At 70.0% G+C, this 21,342-nt stretch carries 18 protein-coding genes and 2 tRNA genes; 14 read left to right on the forward strand and 6 right to left on the reverse strand.

The genetic code is table 11. The features are described from left to right. Positions 1 to 8: 8 nt before the first annotated feature. Positions 9 to 1,148: a PQQ-dependent sugar dehydrogenase gene (locus A3Q40_RS06365; RefSeq protein WP_068105445.1), complete on the reverse strand. Its 1,140-nt coding sequence runs from the start codon at positions 1,146 to 1,148 to the stop codon at positions 9 to 11. Between the two features lie 83 nt (positions 1,149 to 1,231). Between A3Q40_RS06365 and A3Q40_RS06370 the strand changes: the two genes are divergently transcribed. Next, positions 1,232 to 2,113, forward strand: a complete 882-nt coding sequence (locus tag A3Q40_RS06370) for a DoxX family protein (RefSeq protein ID WP_068100551.1) — start codon at positions 1,232 to 1,234, stop codon at positions 2,111 to 2,113. A 48-nt stretch (positions 2,114 to 2,161) separates the two neighbouring features. On the opposite strand, the gene A3Q40_RS06375 is transcribed toward A3Q40_RS06370, so the two are convergent. Continuing rightward, complete coding sequence (locus A3Q40_RS06375) at positions 2,162 to 2,650, reverse strand: PH domain-containing protein (protein WP_157889522.1); 489 nt, start codon at positions 2,648 to 2,650, stop codon at positions 2,162 to 2,164. Positions 2,651 to 2,894: 244 nt separating this feature from the next. On the opposite strand from A3Q40_RS06375, the gene A3Q40_RS06380 reads away from it, so the two are divergent. From A3Q40_RS06380 to A3Q40_RS06400, 5 genes are all read left to right on the forward strand, one after another. Next, entirely contained in the window at positions 2,895 to 4,820 is a 1,926-nt protein-coding gene (locus A3Q40_RS06380; protein WP_068100555.1) for an acetolactate synthase large subunit, read from the forward strand. Further along, on the forward strand, positions 4,817 to 5,320 hold the full coding sequence (gene ilvN / locus A3Q40_RS06385; RefSeq protein WP_068100557.1) for an acetolactate synthase small subunit: 504 nt from the start codon (positions 4,817 to 4,819) through the stop codon (positions 5,318 to 5,320). Before A3Q40_RS06380 ends, ilvN begins: the two co-directional genes overlap by 4 nt. Before the next feature lie 103 nt (positions 5,321 to 5,423). Next, positions 5,424 to 6,425, forward strand: a complete 1,002-nt coding sequence (gene ilvC / locus A3Q40_RS06390; RefSeq protein WP_170851427.1) for a ketol-acid reductoisomerase — start codon at positions 5,424 to 5,426, stop codon at positions 6,423 to 6,425. A gap of 177 nt (positions 6,426 to 6,602) precedes the next feature. Further along, positions 6,603 to 8,198: a phosphoglycerate dehydrogenase gene (serA, locus tag A3Q40_RS06395; protein ID WP_068100561.1), complete on the forward strand. Its 1,596-nt coding sequence runs from the start codon at positions 6,603 to 6,605 to the stop codon at positions 8,196 to 8,198. Between the two features lie 29 nt (positions 8,199 to 8,227). Next, positions 8,228 to 9,241, forward strand: coding sequence for a 3-isopropylmalate dehydrogenase (locus A3Q40_RS06400; protein ID WP_068100562.1), 1,014 nt, complete (start codon positions 8,228 to 8,230; stop codon positions 9,239 to 9,241). A gap of 31 nt (positions 9,242 to 9,272) precedes the next feature. Here A3Q40_RS06400 and A3Q40_RS06405 read toward each other — a convergent pair whose 3' ends face one another. Further along, entirely contained in the window at positions 9,273 to 10,475 is a 1,203-nt protein-coding gene (locus A3Q40_RS06405; protein WP_235606481.1) for an MFS transporter, read from the reverse strand. A 110-nt stretch (positions 10,476 to 10,585) separates the two neighbouring features. Between A3Q40_RS06405 and A3Q40_RS06410 the strand changes: the two genes are divergently transcribed. From A3Q40_RS06410 to A3Q40_RS06430, 5 genes are all read left to right on the forward strand, one after another. After that, positions 10,586 to 11,356 carry a fumarylacetoacetate hydrolase family protein gene (locus A3Q40_RS06410; RefSeq protein ID WP_068100565.1) on the forward strand — a complete coding sequence of 257 codons (771 nt, stop codon included), beginning with the start codon at positions 10,586 to 10,588 and terminating at the stop codon, positions 11,354 to 11,356. Further along, a complete protein-coding gene (gltX, locus tag A3Q40_RS06415; protein WP_068100567.1) occupies positions 11,353 to 12,813 on the forward strand; it encodes a glutamate--tRNA ligase in 1,461 nt (486 codons plus the stop codon). The genes A3Q40_RS06410 and gltX overlap by 4 nt, the downstream gene beginning before the upstream one ends. Next, positions 12,794 to 13,810 carry a YihY/virulence factor BrkB family protein gene (locus A3Q40_RS06420; protein ID WP_235606482.1) on the forward strand — a complete coding sequence of 339 codons (1,017 nt, stop codon included), beginning with the start codon at positions 12,794 to 12,796 and terminating at the stop codon, positions 13,808 to 13,810. The genes gltX and A3Q40_RS06420 overlap by 20 nt, the downstream gene beginning before the upstream one ends. A 109-nt stretch (positions 13,811 to 13,919) precedes the next feature. Next, positions 13,920 to 13,991 (forward strand) — tRNA-Gln (locus A3Q40_RS06425). Between the two features lie 97 nt (positions 13,992 to 14,088). Then, a tRNA-Glu gene (locus A3Q40_RS06430) sits at positions 14,089 to 14,161 on the forward strand. A 103-nt stretch (positions 14,162 to 14,264) separates the two neighbouring features. Here the strand turns inward: A3Q40_RS06430 and A3Q40_RS06435 are convergent. Continuing rightward, on the reverse strand, positions 14,265 to 14,972 hold the full coding sequence (locus A3Q40_RS06435) for an IclR family transcriptional regulator (RefSeq protein ID WP_068100569.1): 708 nt from the start codon (positions 14,970 to 14,972) through the stop codon (positions 14,265 to 14,267). A 102-nt stretch (positions 14,973 to 15,074) separates the two neighbouring features. On the opposite strand from A3Q40_RS06435, the gene leuC reads away from it, so the two are divergent. The 3 genes from leuC to A3Q40_RS06450 all read left to right on the forward strand — a co-directional run bounded on the left by leuC (position 15,075) and on the right by A3Q40_RS06450 (position 18,086). Continuing rightward, on the forward strand, positions 15,075 to 16,481 hold the full coding sequence (gene leuC, locus A3Q40_RS06440; RefSeq protein WP_068100571.1) for a 3-isopropylmalate dehydratase large subunit: 1,407 nt from the start codon (positions 15,075 to 15,077) through the stop codon (positions 16,479 to 16,481). Positions 16,482 to 16,527: 46 nt separating this feature from the next. Continuing rightward, positions 16,528 to 17,130, forward strand: a complete 603-nt coding sequence (gene leuD / locus A3Q40_RS06445; RefSeq protein ID WP_068100573.1) for a 3-isopropylmalate dehydratase small subunit — start codon at positions 16,528 to 16,530, stop codon at positions 17,128 to 17,130. A gap of 212 nt (positions 17,131 to 17,342) precedes the next feature. Further along, positions 17,343 to 18,086 (forward strand): HU family DNA-binding protein, encoded by a 744-nt coding sequence (locus A3Q40_RS06450; RefSeq protein WP_068100576.1) that lies wholly within the window; start codon positions 17,343 to 17,345, stop codon positions 18,084 to 18,086. Positions 18,087 to 18,176: 90 nt separating this feature from the next. On the opposite strand, the gene A3Q40_RS06455 is transcribed toward A3Q40_RS06450, so the two are convergent. Beyond that, positions 18,177 to 19,091, reverse strand: a complete 915-nt coding sequence (locus tag A3Q40_RS06455; RefSeq protein WP_068100579.1) for an NUDIX hydrolase — start codon at positions 19,089 to 19,091, stop codon at positions 18,177 to 18,179. An 11-nt stretch (positions 19,092 to 19,102) separates the two neighbouring features. Continuing rightward, positions 19,103 to 21,325, reverse strand: a complete 2,223-nt coding sequence (locus tag A3Q40_RS06460; protein WP_082833793.1) for an RNA degradosome polyphosphate kinase — start codon at positions 21,323 to 21,325, stop codon at positions 19,103 to 19,105. Positions 21,326 to 21,342: the final 17 nt, after the last annotated feature.

Genomic DNA, 21,342 nt, shown 5'->3' on the forward strand with positions numbered 1-21,342 from the left:
CGGAGCGGTCAGTCGTTACCGCCACCGCCCGCGGGGATCTGCACGATCACCACACGATCGTCCGTCGGGGTCGGGACCCCGCCGTCCTTGTTGGTGGTGCTCACCAGGATCTGCCCGTCCGCGCCGAGGGTGGCCCCGCGCAGACGGCCGTAGCGGTCCTGCGCGACGAGAGCGGGCGGCGTCGGGACCGATCCGGTCTCGGGGTCCACCGGCACCACCCCCACGGCGCGTGCACCGGACATCGCCACCGCGACGGTGCCGGGAGCCGCGGCACAGCCGCCGACGCCCGGTCGATCGGGCCACGTCCACACGGGGCCGACCACGCCGCCTTCGGGGGTGATCCGGGACAGGCGATCACCGTCGGGAGCGCCGTCGGTCACCCACTGGGACCCGGTTCCGTCCGAGCACAGATCACCGGCGCGGCCGAGACCGCTCATGACCACTCGGGGCACCGCGCTGCCGTCGACCCGAGGGTCGACGATCGAGAGCACCTTGCCGGCGAGGGACGCCGGGTCCGCGGCGGCCGCGAGGTCGCCACCACTGCCCGTCGCCACGCGCAGCTCGGACGGGCCGACGAAGTCCACCGCGCCGCCGACGTCGCCCGTGCCGCGAGGAATGCCGGTCAGCACCGGCTTCGGGACGTCTCCGGGCGCGATGCGGACCACGCGAGCGTCGGTGGGCGTCACCACGTAGGCGTAGAGCAGGCGGTCCTCGGCGTACGTCGGCGAGAGCGCGAGGTCGATCAATCCGCCGCCGGGGGAGGGGTCCACCGGGATCGACGCGACCGGCCGGGGCGCGGTGCCCGGCGCCACCTCGACGACGGCTCCCGTGACCCGCTCGGCGACCAGGGCCGCGCCGCCGCCCGGCAGCGTGACCAGGCCGCCCAACGTGTCGAGGCAGGTCGCGATGACGGCGGGATCGGGATCGACGCACGGTCCCGGCGGCGGCGGGGGTGGGGCACTCGACTCCGGTGCGCTCGGATCGCCCGGGCTCACGTCGGCGGCGCCGAACGTCGGTTCCGGCGAGAAGGGGGTCGACGCGGAATCGTCGAACCGCGCGCATCCGGACAGGGCCACCAGCACGGTCGCCGCGCAGGCGAGGGAGAAGGAACGGCGTGCGGCGCGGCCGGCGCGGGAACTGCGCGTCATGGTGCCCACGGTACGCAGGAACCCGGGCGCGACACGGCGAGTGGTCCCGGGGCCGGGGGCCGCGCGGAACTAGGCTCGGCGCCATGAGCGACTCCGAGGACAAGCGCCGTTCCACGCCGGGATACGAGCCGGCGTCCAGCCCGTACGACCAGCCGACCGAGCGGCTGGGGCACGACACGTCGTCGCTCCCGCGGACCGACGACGATCTCGACGGATCGTCCCGCTCGGCCACCGACGGCACCCGCGCGACGGAGAAGATCCCCACCTACCCCGGACCGTCCACGTCCTCCGACGACACGGCCACCCGTGCGTACCCGGTCTCGGACGCGGCCCCGTCCTCGTACGGCACGGCGGCGACTTCCTCGTACGACTCGGCCGCCACCTCGTCGTACGAGACCGCAGCGACACCCGAGCCCGTCGCCCCCGCGACGCCCGTTGAGGTGAAGGAGCGGCGCGGCACCCTGGATCTCGGCCTGCTGATCCTGCGGGTGAGCGTCGGTGCGATCGTGCTGGTGCACGGATTGCAGAAGCTGGTCGGCTGGTTCGACGGGCCGGGCCTGTCGGGATTCCAGGACGTCGTGTCCGGCGCCGGCTACGAGCAGGCGCGTCTGCTGTCGATCCTCGGCGCGATCGGCGAGACCGCCGGTGGCGCGCTGCTGATCCTGGGTCTGGCGACGCCGCTGGCCGGCGCCGCGGTGCTCGCCGTCATGATCAACGCCTGGTTGGTCCGTCAGGTGGCCGAGCCGGGTCTGCAGTTCTTCGCGCCGACCGGGGTGGAATACGAGACGCTGCTGGCTCTGGCCGCGGCCGCGATCGTCCTCACCGGGCCGGGTCGCATCGCCGTCGACGGTGGCCGCGGCTGGGCGCGCCGTCCGTTCGTCGGATCGTTCGTCGCACTGCTGATCGGCGTGGGCGGCGCCGTCGCCCTGTGGGTACTGCTCAACGGCGCCGACCCCTTCGCCTGACCTACTGCTCGGCCGACCGGGCTCAACCGCTCGGCCGGCCGGCGCGCTCTACTGCTCTGCCGACCGGCCGGCGTCGGGCTCGGACTCCGTCTCGGGTTCCGACGCCGGCGGCGTCGGGTCCGGAACGGCGCCCCCGCTCGCGGCCGACAGGCGGGGGAGGTCGTCCACGGTCACGCCCGGCAGGGGCACGCTGCCGCCGCCGGCGAGTGCGGCCTTCCCGAAGCCGAACCGGGGGAACGTGATTCCGGCGACGTCGGACCAGGCGACCGTGGTGGTGGTGAAGGGACGACGGGCGACCAGTCCCCGGCCGTCGACCGTGGTCCTCACTCGCAGAACCCAGTACGCCGCGAACGCGGGGATCGCGAGCACCCACCAGAACAGGAGGGGAGCCCCCGCGACGGGGAACGACGCCCCGAACAGCAGCAGGGCGACGGCGGCGAGCGTCAACGGGTCGACCCGAAAGACCTCGGGGTCGGGTGCGGGGTCGCCGGTGTGGGAGACTGTCTGCGGTGGTTCGGACTGCTGCGGAGACGACACCCCTCCATCTTCGCACTGCACACACGCCATCCCACATCCTGGGATTCGTAGTTCGGTAGTTGACTGGCACGGCATCGCACGCTTAACCTCACCAACGTGAAGCGTGAAGATCTCCTCGTAATCGGCAGGCGCGTCGTCGCCTGAGCCGATCTACTTCTCGACGCTCAGCCACGACGCGCCACCCTCGCACAGCATCTGCTGGCGGGGGTTTTTTCTTGCCCGGATGAGAACCCAAGGACCCACAGTGAGCGCACCGACAGCCCGGCCCGGCCCGGCTCCTCGCAAGACCCCGTCCTCCGTCGACCGTCCCGTGCCCACGGCACCGGACCGGCGCGCGATCCCGCCGGAGCGCGTGACGGGCGCCCAGTCCGTCGTGCGGGCCCTCGAGGAACTCGACGTCGACGTCGTCTTCGGCATCCCGGGCGGTGCCGTTCTCCCGGTCTACGACCCGCTGCTCGACTCGACCAAGGTTCGCCACGTCCTCGTTCGTCACGAGCAGGGCGCCGGCCACGCCGCCACCGGATACGCGCAGGCCACCGGCCGAGTGGGTGTCTGCATGGCGACGTCGGGACCGGGTGCGACCAACCTGGTGACCCCGCTCGCGGACGCGCAGATGGACTCGGTTCCCGTCGTGGCCATCACCGGTCAGGTGGGACGCGGCCTCATTGGAACCGACGCCTTCCAGGAAGCCGACATCTCCGGTATCACGATGCCGATCACCAAGCACAACTTCCTGGTCACGGACGCGCTCGACATCCCGCGCACCATCGCGGAGGCGTTCTACCTGGCCAACTCGGGCCGTCCCGGAGCCGTGCTCGTCGACATCCCCAAGGACGTCCTGCAGGCCGACACCACCTTCTCCTGGCCGCCGGAGATGCGGCTGCCGGGCTACCGCCCCGTGACCAAGCCGCACGGCAAGCAGGTGCGGGAGGCGGCACGCCTCATCGCGGCCGCCGAGCGGCCCGTCCTGTACTGCGGCGGCGGCATCATCAAGTCCGATTCGTCGGCCGAGCTGCTCGAGCTCGCGGAACTGACCGGCATCCCCGTGGTCACCACGCTGATGGCGCGCGGCGTCTTCCCGGACAGCCACGACCTGAACCTCGGCATGCCCGGTATGCACGGCACCGTGGCCGCGGTCGCCGCCCTGCAGCGCAGCGACCTGCTGATCACGCTCGGAGCCCGGTTCGACGATCGCGTGACCGGCCGGCTGGATTCCTTCGCGCCCGACGCCAAGGTCGTCCACGCCGACATCGACCCGGCCGAGATCGGCAAGAACCGGTTCGCCGACGTCCCGATCGTCGGCGACTGCCGCGAGGTCATCACCGAGCTCGTCGAGGCGGTGCGCGCCGACCACGCCACGGGCGCGTCCACCGACCTGACCGAGTGGTGGTCCTACCTCGACGGCGTGCGTCGCACCTACCCGTTGGGCTACGACCGCCCGTCCGACGGCGCCCTGTCGCCGGAATTCGTCATCCAGTCCATCGGCAAGGCCGCGGGCCCGGACGCGATCTACTGCGCCGGCGTCGGTCAGCACCAGATGTGGGCGGCACAGTTCATCTCGTACGAGAAGCCGCGCACGTGGCTGAACTCGGGTGGTCTGGGCACCATGGGCTACGCGGTGCCCGCCGCGATGGGCGCCAAGATGGGCCTGCCGGACACCGAGGTCTGGGCCATCGACGGCGACGGCTGCTTCCAGATGACCAATCAGGAACTCGCGACCTGCGCGGTCGAGGGCATCCCCATCAAGGTGGCCGTGGTCAACAACGGCAACCTCGGCATGGTGCGGCAGTGGCAGACGCTCTTCTACGAGGAGCGCTACTCCAACACCGAGCTCGGTACGCACGGCACGATCCGCATCCCGGACTTCCTCAAGCTCGCCGAGGCGCTCGGTTGCGTCGGCCTGCGGTGCGAGCGCGAGGAGGACGTCGACGACGTCATCGCGCAGGCACGGGCCATCACGGACCGTCCGGTGGTCATCGACTTCATCGTCGGCAAGGACGCCCAGGTCTGGCCGATGGTGGCCGCCGGCACCAGCAACACCGAGATCCAGGCCGCGCGCGGCATCCGTCCGCTGTTCGACAACGAGGCCGAGGCCGCCCAGGAGCCCGGCGTGGTCGGCGACGTCACCGAGGCTGCCCTCGAGCAGAACGCGAAAGGTACCGATCAGTGAGCACCAGTCACACCCTGAGCGTCCTGGTCGAGGACAAGCCGGGCGTCCTCGCCCGCGTCGCCGCTCTGTTCTCCCGCCGCGGCTTCAACATCGCCTCGCTCGCGGTGGGGGGAACCGAGGTTCCGGAGATCTCGCGCATGACCATCGTGGTGACGGTGGACGAGTTCCCGCTCGAGCAGGTGACGAAGCAGCTGAACAAGCTCGTGAACGTCATCAAGATCGTGGAGCAGGAGCCGGAGGCGTCCGTCGCTCGCGAACTCGTGCTCATCAAGGTGCGCGCGGACGCCAGCGTGCGGAGCGAGGTCATCGAGACGGTGAACCTGTTCCGCGCCAAGGTGATCGACGTGTCACCGGAGTCCCTGACGGTCGAGGCGACGGGGACGCGGTCCAAGCTCGAGGCGCTGCTGCGGATGCTCGACCCTTACGGTGTTCGGGAGATCGTCCAATCCGGGGTCGTGGCAGTGGGGCGCGGACCCAAGTCGATCACCGCGTCGCGGTAGCGCGATGCGCGACGAAGCAGCGTCGCGGTAGAGCAGCACACACAGATTTTCACCGGGCACCGTGCCCGGAACGACGAGGAGGAAACCACCAGTGGCAGTCGAGATGTTCTACGACGACGACGCCGATCTGTCGATCATCCAGGGCCGCAAGGTCGCCGTGATCGGCTACGGAAGCCAGGGCCACGCGCATTCGCTGAGCCTGCGCGATTCGGGCGTCGACGTCCGTATCGGTCTGAAGGAAGGGTCGAAGTCCCGCGACAAGGCTGCCGAGCAGGGCCTGGGCGTGGGCACGCCGGCCGAGGTCTCGCAGTGGGCCGACGTCATCATGCTGCTGGCGCCGGACACGGCACAGGCGCAGATCTTCAAGGACGACATCGAGCCGAACCTCGAGGACGGCAACGCGCTGTTCTTCGGCCACGGCCTGAACATCCACTTCGACCTGATCGAGGCGCCGGACAACATCACCGTCGGCATGGTCGCGCCGAAGGGACCGGGGCACCTCGTGCGTCGTCAGTTCGTCGACGGCAAGGGCGTGCCGGCTCTGATCGCGATCGATCAGGACCCCAAGGGTGAGGGGCAGGCGCTCGCACTGTCCTACGCCCGCGCCATCGGCGGCACCCGCGCCGGCGTCATCAAGACGACGTTCAAGGAGGAGACCGAGACCGACCTGTTCGGTGAGCAGGCCGTGCTGTGCGGCGGCACCGAGGAGCTCGTCAAGACGGGCTTCGAGGTCATGGTCGAGGCGGGTTACGCCCCGGAGATGGCCTACTTCGAGGTGCTGCACGAGCTGAAGCTGATCGTCGACCTCATGTACGAGGGAGGCATCGCTCGGATGAACTACTCGGTGTCCGACACCGCGGAGTTCGGCGGCTACCTCTCCGGCCCGCGCGTGATCGACGCCGGCACCAAGGAGCGCATGAAGGCCATCCTGGCCGACATCCAGTCGGGTGAGTTCACGCGTCGCCTGGTGGCGAACGTCGAGAACGGCAACACCGAGCTCGAGGGCCTGCGCAAGCAGAACGCCGAGCACCCCATCGAGGTCACCGGCAAGAAGCTGCGCGATCTCATGAGCTGGGTCGATCGCCCGATCACCGAGACGGCCTGACCGGCGCGTCTCGTCGATCCCCTGCGGGGCATCTTCTCGCTCGCCCGAGCGGAGGGTGCCCCGCACTCGGGTCGGGGCCACCACTAGGCTCCTTCCCGTCAAGCACGCTCTACCACGGAAACCACTCGCGCGGGCGCGAATCGCCGCCCGGCGCCACTCGATCAGGGAGATTCCCACGTGAGCCAGCCAGGCCGTCCCGTCGTCCTCATCGCCGACAAGCTCGCCTCGTCCACCGTCGACGCCCTCGGTGACGGCGTCGAGGTCCGCTGGGTCGACGGGCCGGATCGGCCCGCACTGCTCGCCGCCGTTCCCGACGCCGACGCCATCCTCGTGCGCTCGGCGACCACGGTCGACGCGGAGGTCCTGGCCGCGGGAACCAAGCTGAAGATCGTCGCGCGCGCCGGCGTCGGACTGGACAACGTCGACGTCGCCGCGGCGACCGAGCGCGGCGTCCTGGTGGTCAACGCCCCCACCTCGAACATCCACACCGCCGCCGAGCACGCCGTGACGCTGTTGCTCGCGGCCGCGCGGCAGATTCCGGCGGCCGACGCCACTCTGCGTAACCATGAATGGAAGCGCAGCAAGTTCAACGGTGTCGAGATCTTCGGCAAGACCGTCGGCGTCGTGGGCCTCGGCCGCATCGGCCAGCTCTTCGCGCAGCGTCTCGCCGCCTTCGAGACGCACATCATCGCGTACGACCCCTACGTCTCGCCCGCGCGCGCGGCGCAGCTCGGCATCGAGCTGGTCTCCCTGGACGAGCTCCTCGAGCGAGCGGACATGTTCTCCGTCCATCTCCCGAAGACCCCGGAGACCAAGGGTCTGATCGGCAAGGACGCACTGGCCAAGACCAAGAAGGGTGTGATCGTCGTCAACGCCGCCCGCGGCGGACTGGTCGACGAGCAGGCCCTCGCCGACGCCATCACCAGTGGGCACGTGTTCGCCGCCGGTATCGACGTCTACGCCTCCGAGCCCTGCACGGACAGCCCGCTGTTCGAGCTCCCGCAGGTCGTCGTGACGCCGCACCTCGGGGCGTCGACCACCGAGGCCCAGGACCGCGCCGGCACCGACGTCGCGAAGTCGGTGCTGCTCGCGCTGGCGGGCGAGTTCGTGCCCGACGCCGTGAACGTCTCCGGGGGAGCGGTCGGCGAGGAGGTCGCTCCGTGGCTGGACATCGTGCGCAAGCAGGGTGTCCTGCTCGGCGCTCTGTCCGACGGACTCCCGACGTCGCTGTCGGTGGACGTGCGCGGTGAGCTGGCGTCGGAGGACGTCGACATTCTCAAGCTGTCGGCGCTGCGTGGTCTGTTCTCGGCCGTCATCGAGGACGCGGTGACCTTCGTCAACGCGCCGTCGCTGGCCGAGGAGCGCGGCGTCACCGCCGAGGTCACCACTGCGCCCGAAAGCCCCAACCACCGGAGCGTCGTGGACGTTCGCGCGGTGTACGGCGACGGCACCGTGCTGAACGTGGCGGGCACGCTGACCGGCCCGCAGCACGTCGAGAAGATCGTGAACATCAACGGCCGCAACTTCGATCTGCGTGCCGAGGGCAAGAACCTCCTCGTGACCTACGAGGATCGGCCCGGGTCGCTCGGCCGCATCGGTACCGCCCTCGGTGACGCCGGCGTGGACATCGCGGCGGCCGCGCTCAGCCAGGACGCGGAGGGCACCGGCGCAACCATCCTGCTGCGGGTCGATCGGGACGTGCCGTCGGACGTGCGCGACTCCATCGCCGCGGCGGTGGGTGCGTCGACCCTCGAACTCGTCGACCTGTCCTGAGCACCGACGACGCGAAGGAAGGGAACACGATGAAGCTGGCGGTTCTGGCCGGAGACGGCATCGGTCCCGAGGTGATCGGTGTCGCTCTCGACGTCCTGCGCGCGGTCGAGCCGGGCGTGGAGACCACGGATTACGACCTGGGCGCTCGTCGCTATCACGCGACCGGGGAGTTGCTGCCGGACTCGGTGCTCGCCGAGATCCGTGAGCACGACGCCATCCTGCTCGGTGCGATCGGTGACCCGTCCGTGCCCAGCGGCGTGCTCGAGCGGGGCCTGTTGCTGCGGGCGCGCTTCGAGCTGGACCATCACATCAACCTGCGCCCGTCGAAGCTCTACCCGGGCGTCGAGGGGCCGTTGGCCGGCAACCCGCCGATCGACGTGGTGGTGGTGCGCGAGGGCACCGAGGGTCCGTACACCGGCAACGGCGGTGCCCTGCGTGTCGGCACGCCGCACGAGGTGGCCACCGAGGTCAGCGTCAACACGCGGTTCGGCGTCGAACGCGTGGTGCGGGACGCCTTCGCGCGGGCGACGGCACGTCGGGGCCACCTGACGCTGCTGCACAAGACCAACGTCCTGACGTTCGCCGGTTCGCTGTGGCACCGCACGGTGTCCGAGGTGGCGACGGAATTTCCGGACGTCGAGGTGGCCTACCAGCACATCGACGCCGCGACGATCCACCTGGTGACCGATCCCGGACGGTTCGACGTGATCGTCACCGACAACCTGTTCGGCGATATCATCACCGACCTCGCGGCCGCCGTCACCGGTGGCATCGGGCTCGCCGCCAGCGCGAACATCGACGCGACGCGGACCAACCCGAGCATGTTCGAACCCGTGCACGGCAGCGCTCCGGACATCGCCGGCCAGGGCATCGCGGATCCGACCGCGGCCGTGTTGTCGGTGTCGATGCTGCTCGCGCACCTCGGCCGGGACGACGCGTCCGCTCGGGTGGAGGCGGCCGTCGCGGCCGATCTCGCCGAGCGGACCCCGGGTGCCCCCGGCACGACCGCCGAGATCGGCGAGCGCATCACCGGTCGGCTCTGACGCGTCGTTCGCCTCGTGCCCCGCGTGTGCGTCAGCGCTCGCGGGGCACGATCGGCACCGCGAGGAGTGCGATCGCGGCCGAGACCCCGAACGCGACCGCGTAGGACGAGTGCGTGATCACCGCGCCGAACGTGGGCGGCACGGCCGACGCGGCGACGAACTGCGCGGTGTTCTGGGCCCCGAGCGCGCGGCCGCTCCAGAAGGGGCCGGCGCGTTCGGCGACCGCGGTGAACGCCAATCCGTTGGGGGAGACCGTCGCGACGGAGGCAACGACCGCGACGACGACGGCGACCCCGGTGTTCAGCGCGTCCGTCACGGCCAATGCGGCCATCGTGAGTACGACGAGAACGGAGACGGCCCGCATCGGTCCGAGTCGGCTCCCCACTCGGTCGGACACCGCGCCGGCGACCATGCGGCCGACCGCGCCGCAGATCTGCGCGACGGTGATGACGACACCGGCGGCCGCGGCGGACCAGTCCCGGCGGTCGATCAGCCAGACCAGCGCGAAGGTCCACACGACGTACTGCGGCACCACCAGTGCCACCGACGCGGCATGGATGCGCCACAGGTCCGTGCGACCGCGGTACGGATTGCGCAGCAGCGCGGCGCTCGAGGCGGCGGCACGGGACGGGCGGGGCGGGTCGTACACCGCCACGACGCAGGCGAGGGCGGACACCGCGGCGGCGATCGCGGGCAGCAGCATGGCCGCGCTCACGCCGTGGTCGCGGGCCAGGGCGGGGATCGTCAACGCGGACATCGCGACTCCGAGGGGGAGCGACATCTGACGGATTCCCATCGCGAGACCGCGCCGGTGGGGTGGGAACCACCCGACCACCACCCGGCCGGTCGCGGAGTTCACGCTCGCGGCGCACATTCCGCCCAGGAGGAGGAACAGCGCGAAGGGGACCACGTCGGCGGAGAATGCCGCGCCGAACGCGGACGCGGCCGTCAGGGCGGATCCGGCCACCAGCGCGCGGCGTTCGCCGATGCGGTCGACGACCGCTCCCCACGCGAAGAGGGTGAGCACGATGCCGGTGGTCGGCATGGCGACGACCACGCCGGCGCCGGCGAGGGACAGTCCCCGCTGATCCTGCAGCGCCGGGATGAGGAACGCCGCACCGTTGAGCAGGAGGGCCGTCGAGGCCGTGGCGAGCATGCCGACGACGAGCATGCACCAGCGGCCCGCCGTCGACGCGGTGTACGTGCTGCGCATCGACGTGTGGTGTCTCAGCATGTGAGAATCCCGTCTCGTCTTTTGGAGTGCAGGTGTCACCCTACGCCGTGTCCGCGCCGAGGCCCCACGCCGTCTGCCCTCGATATCGGGCACGTCGATAGACTCCCGCCATGCGCTTAGGTCGAGTAGCGAGCCCGGACGGTGTCGCCTTCGTGTCCATCGAGGGCGACGGAGACGACAGGACGGCTCGAGAAATCGCCGAACATCCCTTCGGCACCCCCACGTTCACCGGCCGGACCTGGCCGCTCGCGGACGTCCGACTCCTCGCGCCGATCCTGGCCAGCAAGGTGATCTGCATCGGTAAGAACTACGCGGCGCACGCGGCCGAGATGGGCGGTGAGGCACCGCAGGATCCGGTGATCTTCCTCAAGCCCAACACCTCGATCGTGGGTCCCGGTGCGCCGATCGTGCGCCCGCCCTCCTCGTCCGAGGTCCACTACGAGGGTGAGCTGGCCGTCGTCATCGGCCGCCCCTGCAAGGACGTTCCGGCCGCGCGGGCCCTGGACGTGGTCCTGGGTTACACCGCCGTGAACGACGTCACCGCGCGCGACCACCAACGGCACGACGGCCAGTGGACTCGGGCGAAGGGGCACGACACCTTCTGCCCTCTCGGCCCGTGGATCGAGACCTCGCTCGACCCGAGCGACCTCGCCATCACGACCACGGTGGACGGCGAGACGAAGCAGAGCAGTCGCACTTCGCTTCTGCTGCACGACATTCCGGCCATCGTGGAATGGGTCAGCGCCGTGATGACCCTGCTGCCCGGCGACGTGATCCTCACCGGTACACCGGAGGGAGTCGGGCCGATCGTCGCCGGCCAGACGGTCGCAGTCGAGATCGAGGGCATCGGCGCCCTGAGCAACCCGGTGGTGGACAAGTGAGCGTGCGCGTTCGATTCTGCCCGTCGCCCACCGGCACCCCGCACGTCGGTCTGGTGCGGACGGCGCTGTTCAACTGGGCGTTCGCCCGGCACCACGGGGGCGACTTCGTCTTTCGTATCGAGGACACCGACGCCGCGCGCGATTCCGAGGAGTCGTACCGCGCGCTGCTGGACGCGCTCCGGTGGCTCGGTCTCGACTGGGACGAGGGTCCCGAGGTCGGCGGGCCGTACGAGCCCTACCGTCAGTCGCTCCGGCGGGATCAGCACCTCGCCGTGGTGCGCACGCTGCTCGAGGCGGGCGAGGCATACGAGAGCTTCTCCACTCCCGAGGAGGTCGAGGCACGGCATCGGGCCGCCGGCCGGGACCCGAAGTTGGGGTACGACAACGCCGACCGCGACCTCACCGACGACCAGCGCGAGGCGTTCCTCGCCGAGGGGCGCAAGCCCGTGGTGCGGCTGCGCATGCCCGAGCACGACCTGTCCTGGACGGACCTCGTGCGCGGCGACACCACGTTCCGCGCGGGGACCGTGCCGGATTTCGCGCTCACGCGCGGCAACGGAATCCCGCTCTACACCCTGGTCAACCCGGTCGACGACGCGCTCATGAAGATCACGCACGTGCTGCGCGGCGAGGATCTGCTGTCTTCCACACCTCGCCAGATCGCGCTGTACGAGGCGCTGGTCCGCATCGGCGTCGCGGACCGGGTTCCCGAGTTCGGTCACCTCCCGTTCGTCATGGGCGAGGGCAACAAGAAGCTCTCGAAGCGGGACCCGCAGGCCGATCTGTTCCTGCACCGCGAGCGCGGCTTCGTCCCCGAGGGGCTGCTCAACTATCTGGCTCTGCTGGGATGGGGCTTCCGCGACGACCGTGACGTGTTCTCGCTCGCGGAGATGGTGGAGGCCTTCGACATCGGGTCCGTCAACGCCAATCCCGCGCGCTTCGACCAGAAGAAGGCCGACGCCATCAACGCCGAGCACATCCGTCTCCTGGAGCCCGCGGACTTCGCGGGGCGCCTCCGTACGTTCCTGGAGGCCGCCGGTCACCCCATCGGGGTGGACGACGCCGTGTTCGCGGAGGCCGCCGAGCTCGTGCAGACGCGCATCGTCGTCCTCTCCGACGCGTGGGGTCTGCTGAAGTTTCTCCTGGCCCCGCGGGAGGAGTTCACCGTCGACCCGGCGTCCGCGGCGAAGAACCTCGGCCCGGACGCGCGGCCCGTTCTCGACGCGGCGATCACGGCCGTCGAGGGGGCGGACTGGACCGCTCCGGCACTCGAGGAGGCCTTGAAGTCGGCGTTGGTGGACGGGCTGGAGCTCAAGCCGCGCAAGGCGTTCGGACCGGTTCGGGTGGCCGTCACCGGATCGCACGTGAGTCCGCCGCTCTACGAGTCGATGGTCCTGCTGGGCCGAGACGACTCGCTCCTGCGACTGCGTGCGGCCCGTGACCGACTCGACGGCTGAGGCCCGGCCGACGTCGTTGACCGAGCGGCTGGACCGCTTCCAGCGACGCCGGCCTGCCGTCGGCTACCCGCTTGCCGTCGTCTACAAGTTCGTCGACGACCAGGGTGGGTATCTCGCGGCCCTGATCGCGTACTACGCGTTCGTCTCGCTGTTCCCGCTGCTGCTTCTCTTCTCGACCACGCTCGGGATCGTGCTGGCGGGCAATCCCGATCTGCAGCAACGAATTCTGGATTCCGCCATGAGTCAAATCCCGCTGATCGGGGATCAACTCGGGCAGCCCGATCGGCTCAGCGGGGGAGTGGGCGCCATCGTGATCGGCGTCGTCGGGTCGCTGTACGGCGGACTCGGTGTCGCGGTGGCGGCCCAGAACGCGATGAACGTGGCCTGGGCCGTGCCGAAGAACGAGCGGCCGGACCCGATCACCGCACGGATCCGCGGATTCGGTCTGCTCGTCACGGTCGGAACCGCCGTCATCGGTGTGACCGTCCTCAACGGGTTCAACGCCGCGGGCTTCTTCGGTTCCGTCGCACAGGTTTTCGTGGTGATCGCCGCGGTCGTCCTCAACACCGCGACCTTCGTGGTGGCGTTCCGGCTCGGCACCACCCGGCCGGTGACGGTGCGGGACGTCCTGCCGGGTGCCGCCCTGGCGGGTGTGCTCTGGCAGGTGCTGCAGTCCTTCGGTGGGTACTACGTCCAGACGGTCGTCGGGGGCGCGGACACCACCAACGGGGTGTTCGCGATCGTGCTCGGTCTCCTCGCGTTCCTCTACATCGCGGCACTGGTCGTGGTGCTCTGCATCGAGGTCAACGTGGTGCGGGTGGACACGCTCCATCCACGGGCACTGCTCACCCCGTTCACGGACAACGTCGAGCTGACCGACGGTGACCGCGACGCCTACACGGCGCAGGCCGAGGCGCAGCGGAGCAAGGGTTTCGAGGAGATCGACGTGAGCTTTCGCGAGCCCGACTCGTCACCGACGCCGGAACCCGGCCCCTGACCTGCCGATTTGGTGAATCGCGGACACTGTTTGGTAGTGTTCTCCACGGCTCGAAGCGCTCCGGAGCACCTGATCGGAGCGGGTCGATCCGGCGGATGATCCGCCACCGTGGGGTATGGTGTAATTGGCAACACAGCGGTTTCTGGTACCGCCATTCTAGGTTCGAGTCCTGGTACCCCAGCAGAGGATGTCCGATTTCGTCGGACGGCCTCCACCGGTTATGCTCGTCCGGTTGCTTCACCAGCGTCACCGAAGCGCATGCTTCACAGGAAGATCCTGGCCCCGTCGTCTAGCGGCCTAGGACGCCGCCCTCTCAAGGCGGTAGCGCGGGTTCGAATCCCGTCGGGGCTACGTAATACACGAGGACCACTGCATCAGCAGTGGTCCTCGTGTCGTTTCGGGGTCGAGGCGGGCGCTCCGCCGCCCGGGGTCGTACGGGCGCTCCGCCGCCCGGTCAGGAACCCAACCGCGTCTCGATGCTCTCCGCCGCGGCCAGCAGATCGGCCGCCCATCGCGCGCCGGGCCGGCGCCCCATGCGATCGACGGGTCCGGAGACCGAGATCGCGGCGACCACGCGCCCGTCGTGTCCGCGGATCGGCGCCGCCACGCTCGCGACCCCAGGCTCGCGCTCCGCGACGCTCTGCGCCCAGCCCCGCCGTCGTACCTCCGCGAGGGCGCGTTCACCGAACGCGGCGTCCGCGAGCACCGCCCGCTGCAGCGTCGGATCCGCCCATGCCAGCAGAACTTTCGCTCCCGAGCCGGCGGTGAGCGGCAGTCGCGACCCGACGAGCACGGTGTCCCGAAGCCCGGTGGGCGGCTCGACGGCGGCGACGCACACCCGGCGGGTCCCCTCGACCCGGTAGACCTGAACGCTCTCCCCGGTGGCTTCGCGCAGTCGGGGGAGCACGGGGGCGGACGCCTCGACGACGGGATCGGCCGCGGTGCGCGCGAGCTCGCCGAGGGCGGGCCCGGGCCGCCACATCCCGTCCGCGTCGCGGGAGAGCATGCGATGGACTTCGAGGCCGACGGCGAGACGGTGCGCGGTGGCCCGCGGCAGGTCGGCGGCGTCGCAAAGATCGGCCAGCGAGCAGGGGCCCTCCGCCGCAGCGTGCAGAACGCGCATCGCTTTGTCGAGGACGCCGATGCCGCTACTATGTCCCATGAAGCGATACTAGCGTCTCGCATGGTGAGAATGTGGGACGACGGTCGCGGTGCGGGTGCCCGGTGGACTCCGGGTCCGCGACGGAGGCGAAGGAGGAACGGCATGGCACCCAGGACCCTGGCGGAGAAGGTGTGGGACGAGCACGTGGTCGTGCGCGGTGAGGGCGACCAGCCCGATCTGATCTACATCGACCTCCACCTCGTCCACGAGGTCACCAGCCCGCAGGCGTTCGACGGTCTGCGCCTGGCCGGCCGCGCCGTCCGTCGGCCCGATCTGACCATCGCGACCGAGGACCACAACGTCCCGACCGTGGACATCGACCAGCCGATCGCGGACCTCGTCTCGCGCACTCAGGTCGACACCCTCCGGCGCAACTGCGAGGAGTTCGGCATCCGCCTGCACTCGATGGGTGATCTCGAGCAGGGCATCGTGCACATCATCGGTCCGCAGCTGGGGTTGACGCAGCCCGGGACCACCGTCGTCTGCGGCGACAGCCACACCTCGACGCACGGGGCGTTCGGCGCGCTCGCCATGGGCATCGGCACCAGCGAGGTCGAACACGTGCTGGCGACGCAGACGTTGTCGTTGCGTCCGTTCAAGACCATGGCGGTCACCGTCGACGGCGAACTCGGCGACGACGTCTCCGCCAAGGATCTGATCCTCGCGGTCATCGCGCAGATCGGCACCGGCGGTGGGCAGGGCCACGTCATCGAGTACCGCGGGTCCGCCATCGAGAAGCTGTCGATGGAAGCGCGAATGACCATCTGCAACATGTCGATCGAGGCCGGAGCGCGTGCGGGCATGATCGCGCCGGACGACACCACGTTCGAGTACCTGCAGGGCCGCCCGCACGCACCGGCGGGGGCCGACTGGGACCGCGCCGTCGAGGCCTGGTCGCAATTGCACACCGACGAGGGCGCAACCTTCGACAAGGAGGTGCGCATCGACGCCTCCACGCTGACCCCGTTCGTCACGTGGGGCACCAACCCGGGTCAGGGCGCTCCTCTCGGCGCCTCCGTGCCGGACCCGGAGCGCATCGCCGACGACGGCGAGAGTCAGGCCGCGCGCAAGGCTCTGGACTACATGGGTCTCGAGGCGGGAACGCCGTTGCGCGACATCGCCGTCGACACCGTCTTCCTGGGATCCTGCACCAACGGGCGCATCGAGGATCTGCGGGTGGCGGCGTCCGTCCTCGACGGTCGTCGTGTGGCGGACGGGGTGCGCATGTTGGTGGTGCCCGGCTCGATGCGGGTGCGCGCCCAGGCGGAAGAGGAGGGTCTCGGAGCCATCTTCACCGCGGCCGGCGCCGAGTGGCGGCAGGCCGGATGCTCGATGTGCCTCGGCATGAACCCCGACCAGCTGACGCCGGGCGAGCGCTCGGCATCGACGTCCAACCGCAACTTCGAAGGGCGACAGGGCAAGGGCGGGCGGACCCATCTGGTGTCGCCGGCCGTCGCCGCCGCCACCGCGGTCCGCGGTCGACTGTCCGCGCCGGCCGACCTGGACTGACGGCCCCCGCCCGCTCGCACCACCGAATCGCACGAGGAGTCACACCGTGGAACCGTTCGTCACGCACACCGGCATCGGTGTTCCGCTGCGCCGCAGCAACGTCGACACCGATCAGATCATCCCGGCGGTCTACCTGAAGAGGGTCACCCGCACCGGCTTCGAGGACGGGCTCTTCGCGGGCTGGCGGTCGGACCCGGGCTTCATTCTGAACACCGAGCCGTACGACCGCGGCTCGGTTCTCGTGGCGGGGCCGGACTTCGGTACCGGGTCCTCGCGCGAGCATGCCGTGTGGGCGCTGTCGGACTTCGGTTTCCGCGTCGTCGTCTCGTCGCGATTCGCCGACATCTTCCGGGGAAACGCAGGAAAGGCCGGTCTGCTCGCCGCGATCGTCGAACAAGCCGACGTCGAAATCCTCTGGAAACTGCTCGACGAACAGCCGGGGCTCGAGCTCACCGTCGATCTGGAGAACAAGACGATCACCGCGGGAACCACCGTGGTGCGCTTCGAGATTGACGACTACACCCGCTGGCGTCTGATGGAGGGGCTGGACGACATCGGACTGACGTTACGGCAGGTAGACGCCATTTCAGCGTTCGAAACGACACGGCCGTCCCACAAGCCGATCACCCTCCCCGAGCCCGCTCGCTGACCTCTCCGCGGTCCCCGAGGCCGCGGCCCGGGGCACCGAGGGCACGCCGAACGGCACCCCGATTCGGCACGGTCGACGCGACACGCTTTGGTACGACACGGTTTACGGACCCACGCCGAAACGGCGCGGGTCGTGGACTCGTGCGCTTTCGCGGTTTACCGTGGTACACAGTCGGTCCGACGAGGGGCCATCAGTGTGCGGAGGAATGACCGATGAACAAGGCAGAACTGATCGACGCCCTGACCGAGAAGACCGGCGCGGACCGTCGCAGCGCCACCGATGCCGTCGAGAACATCGTCGACATCATCGTGCGTGCGGTGCACCGCGGTGACTCGGTGACGATCACCGGCTTCGGCGTCTTCGAGCAGCGTCGCCGCGCAGCTCGGGTCGCGCGCAACCCGCGCACCGGTGAGACGGTCAAGGTCAAGCCGACGTCGGTTCCCGCCTTCCGCCCGGGCGCTCAGTTCAAGGCCGTCATCGCCGGTGGGCAGAAGCTCGCCGCCACCGGCCCTGCCGTCAAGCGTGGTGCCGCCGCTGCCGCGAAGAAGACCGCGGCCGCGAAGAAGACCACCGCGGCGAAGAAGACGACGGCGGCGAAGGCCACCGCGACCAAGGCGCCCGCCAAGACCGCTGCCAAGAAGACCACTGCGGCACCGGCCAAGACGGCGGCCAAGAAGACCACCGCCACCAAGGCGCCGGCCAAGACCGCAGCGAAGAAGACCACCGCCACCAAGGCACCGGCCAAGACCGCAGCGAAGAAGACCACCGCCACCAAGGCACCGGCCAAGACCGCAGCGAAGAAGACCACCGCCGCGAAGTCGACGGCGAGCAAGTCCACGGCGGCCAAGAAGACCACCACCGCTGCGAAGAAGACCACCGCGGCAGCGAAGAAGTCGGCACCGGCCAAGAAGGCACCCGCCAAAAAGGCCCCGGCCAAGCGCACCGCCCGCAAGTAGGCACCCCCACCACGCGCGCGAGCCCCGGATTCCCGTACGGGATCCGGGGCTCGCTCGTGTTCGTGTGGGGTCCGGAACGTCCGCGCGGCGTCAGTCGTCCCGAACCGACGCGGGCAGCGGCGATTCGAGGTGGTCGGCCGTCACCAACACCCCGCCGACGAAACCGAGGAGCCAGACGCTCGCCTTCCGTGACCGGGTCCGCGTGAGGGTCAGGCCGTCCTGCTCGGCCCACCACTCCATCAGGGGCGGAATCACCTTGCCCTGACTGCACATCACCGGCACACCGGGTGTGGTGGCGACGATGTCCCGCACGCGGCGGCGCACCACGTCCGGGTCGCGAGCGTAGGTCTCCTCGGTGAGGGCGCGCTCCGGGACCACCTGCAGACCGACCGACCGGGCCCACGGTGCCACGGTCTGCACGCACCGCGTGCGCTCCGCGCTGAAGACCGCGGTGCCGCCGAAGGCCGTCAGAACCGGCACCAGCGCTTCCGCCTGCTGGACCCCCACGCTGTCGAGCGGGCGTTCGGCGTCGTCGCCGCGGTACCGCGCCTTCGACCCGGCGCGCGCGTGCCGGACCAGCACTGCGTGCGACGTCGGGTGCGGGCCGTGGACGAACCGTGCGAGAACCTCGCGATCCGCGTCGTAGGAGACGGTGTCGCGGGCCTGCGCCGGGCTCACCCAGACCATGCGATCGACCTCGTCGTTGGCGACGAAGTCCCCGCCCGTGACGCGCGCGGACCAGTAGTCGACGTGTTTGGTGCGGCCGCGCGTCAGGGGATAGGTGGTCGACCCGAGGGAGCGCCCGAGAACGCAGTCGTACCCGGTCTCCTCGGCCACCTCGCGCACGGCGGTCACCAGGGGGATCTCCCCGGGATCCACCTTGCCCTTGGGCAGCGACCAGTCGTCGTATCGTGGGCGATGGACCACGGCCACCCGAGGCTCGTCGTCCGGCGTCTCTCGTTGCCACAGAACGGCACCCGCGGCGCGCACGGTCGTGTCGGCCATCGACCCGCGGCTCACGATCCGGTGTAGCGGCGCTGGCGCATGAGCGAGACCTGGTGATCGCGCACCGTCTCACCGCTCGCCGGAGACGCCGACCAGGACCCGTCGGACTGCAGCACCCAGCACCGCGTGGTCGTGTCCATCGCGGAGTCGAGCATGGCTCCGAGTTGCTCGGTCAGACGCCCGTCGCGCACCTGCGCCATGACCTCGACACGGCGATCGAGGTTGCGGTGCATCATGTCCGCGCTGCCGATCCAGTACTCGTCGATCGCCTTGAAGTGCAGTACGCGCGAGTGCTCGAGGAACCGGCCGAGAATGGAACGCACCTCGATGTTCTCGCTCAGACCCGGCACACCCGGCTTGAGAGCGCAGATGCCGCGGACGACGACCTCGACGCGCACGCCCTCCGACGACGCCCAGTACAGCGCGTCGATCACCTGCTCGTCGACGAGCGCGTTGGCCTTGAGTCGGATGCGGGAGTCGCGGCCCTCGCGGTGTGCTCGGACCTCCGCCTCGATGCGGTCGACGATGCCGGCACGCACCCCGAACGGGGCGACCAGGAGGTTGCGGTAGTTCTCCTTGCGCGAGTATCCGGTGAGGGAGTTGAACAGGTCCGTGAGGTCGGCGCCGATCTCTTCGTCCGCCGTGATGAGGCCGACGTCCTCGTAGAGGCGCGCCGTCTTCGGGTTGTAGTTGCCGGTGCCGATGTGGCAGTAGCGCCGGATGGTCGACCCTTCCCGGCGCACCACCAGGCAGGTCTTGCAGTGCGTCTTGAGTCCCACCAGTCCGTAGACCACGTGCACACCCGCCTGTTCGAGCTTGCGGGCCCAGGCGATGTTGGCCTGCTCGTCGAAGCGGGCCTTGATCTCCACGAGGGTCACCACCTGCTTGCCCGCCTCGGCCGCCGCGATGAGGGCGTTGACGATCGGCGAATCACCGGAGGTGCGGTAGAGCGTCTGCTTGATCGCCAGGACGTGCGGGTCGGCGGCGGCCTGCTCGATGAAGCGTTGCACGCTGGTGGAGAACGAGTCGTACGGGTGATGGAGGAGCACGTCGCCGTCGCGCAGGGTGGAGAAGATGCTCTTGGGTGTTTCCCGCTCGCCGAAGGCCGAATGCGTCGCGGGGACGAAGGGCGCGTCCTTGAGCATCGGTCGGTCGACGCCGTACACCTGCCACAGGCACGACAGGTCGAGCAGGCCGGGCACCTGGATCACGTCACCGGGGTCGACGTCCAACTCGCGCAACAACAGTCCGAGCATGTGGTCGGTCATGTCGTCGGCCACCTCGAGGCGCACGGGCGACCCGAAGCGTCGGCGCGCCAACTCCCGCTCGAGGGCCTGCAGCAGGTCCTCGTCGCGGTCCTCCTCGACCTCGAAGTCGGCGTTGCGGGTGATGCGGAAGGCGTGATGCTCGACGATCTGCAGGCCGGGGAAGAGGACGTCGAGGTGGGCCGCGATCAGCTCCTCCATCGGGAGGAACGCCGGAATCGACGTCGGCTCGCCGCGCCGCAGCTGCACGAAGCGGTCCACGTTGTCCGGCACCTTGACGCGGGCGAAGTGCTCGCCGCCTGTCGTCGAATCCTTCACCGTGACAGCGAGGTTGAGCGACAGGCCGCTGATGTAGGGGAACGGGTGGGCCGGGTCCACGGCCAGCGGCGTGAGCACCGGGAACACCTGGCTGTTGAAGTACTCGGTGAGGCGGACGCGCTCGTCCTCGGTCACCTCGGACCACCGCACGATGTCGATGCCCTCGGCCGCGAGCTCCGGCACGATGCGGTCGAGGAAGGTGCGCGCGTGCCGCTCGGCGATCTCCTGGGTTCTCTTGGCGATCAGCGAGAGTTGCTCGCGCGGCGACAGTCCGTCCGCCGACCGCACCGACAACCCGGTCTCGTCACGACGCTTCAGGCCTGCGACCCGGACCATGTAGAACTCGTCGAGGTTGCTGGCGAAGATCGCCAGGAACTTCGCCCGCTCGAGCAGCGGCAGGGAGGCGTCCTCCGCCAGCGCGAGCACGCGGGAGTTGAAGTCGAGCCAGCTGAGCTCGCGGTTGAGGTAGCGGTCCTCGGGGAGGGCGTCGACCGGCACGGCGGTGTCCGACGTCGCCGCGGGTGGCGCACCGGGTGCCGCGCGTCCCTCGCCGGCAGCGGATCGGCCCGTGGCCAGCGGGGCACTCCACGTGCCGTCGTCGGTGGGGTCGTCGCGGGTCTCGCTCACCTTGTCGCTCACCCTCACGATCATTCCTCACCGATCGAGTC

Origin of the sequence: Rhodococcus sp. PBTS 1 (assembly GCF_001620025.1) — a bacterium.
Classification (GTDB): domain Bacteria; phylum Actinomycetota; class Actinomycetes; order Mycobacteriales; family Mycobacteriaceae; genus Rhodococcoides; species Rhodococcoides kroppenstedtii.

Bases quoted from the DNA above. Each gene is read 5' to 3' on its own strand.
- A3Q40_RS06365 (WP_068105445.1), bottom strand. From the start codon at position 1,148: ATGACGCGCAGTTCCCGCGCCGGCCGCGCCGCACGCCGTTCCTTCTCC.
- A3Q40_RS06370 (WP_068100551.1), top strand. From the start codon at position 1,232: ATGAGCGACTCCGAGGACAAGCGCCGTTCCACGCCGGGATACGAGCCG.
- ilvC (WP_170851427.1), top strand. From the start codon at position 5,424: ATGTTCTACGACGACGACGCCGATCTGTCGATCATCCAGGGCCGCAAG.
- A3Q40_RS06400 (WP_068100562.1), top strand. From the start codon at position 8,228: ATGAAGCTGGCGGTTCTGGCCGGAGACGGCATCGGTCCCGAGGTGATC.
- A3Q40_RS06405 (WP_235606481.1), bottom strand. From the start codon at position 10,475: ATGCTGAGACACCACACGTCGATGCGCAGCACGTACACCGCGTCGACG.
- A3Q40_RS06410 (WP_068100565.1), top strand. From the start codon at position 10,586: ATGCGCTTAGGTCGAGTAGCGAGCCCGGACGGTGTCGCCTTCGTGTCC.
- A3Q40_RS06435 (WP_068100569.1), bottom strand. From the start codon at position 14,972: ATGGGACATAGTAGCGGCATCGGCGTCCTCGACAAAGCGATGCGCGTT.
- leuC (WP_068100571.1), top strand. From the start codon at position 15,075: ATGGCACCCAGGACCCTGGCGGAGAAGGTGTGGGACGAGCACGTGGTC.
- A3Q40_RS06450 (WP_068100576.1), top strand. From the start codon at position 17,343: ATGAACAAGGCAGAACTGATCGACGCCCTGACCGAGAAGACCGGCGCG.
- A3Q40_RS06455 (WP_068100579.1), bottom strand. From the start codon at position 19,091: ATGGCCGACACGACCGTGCGCGCCGCGGGTGCCGTTCTGTGGCAACGA.
- A3Q40_RS06460 (WP_082833793.1), bottom strand. From the start codon at position 21,325: ATGATCGTGAGGGTGAGCGACAAGGTGAGCGAGACCCGCGACGACCCC.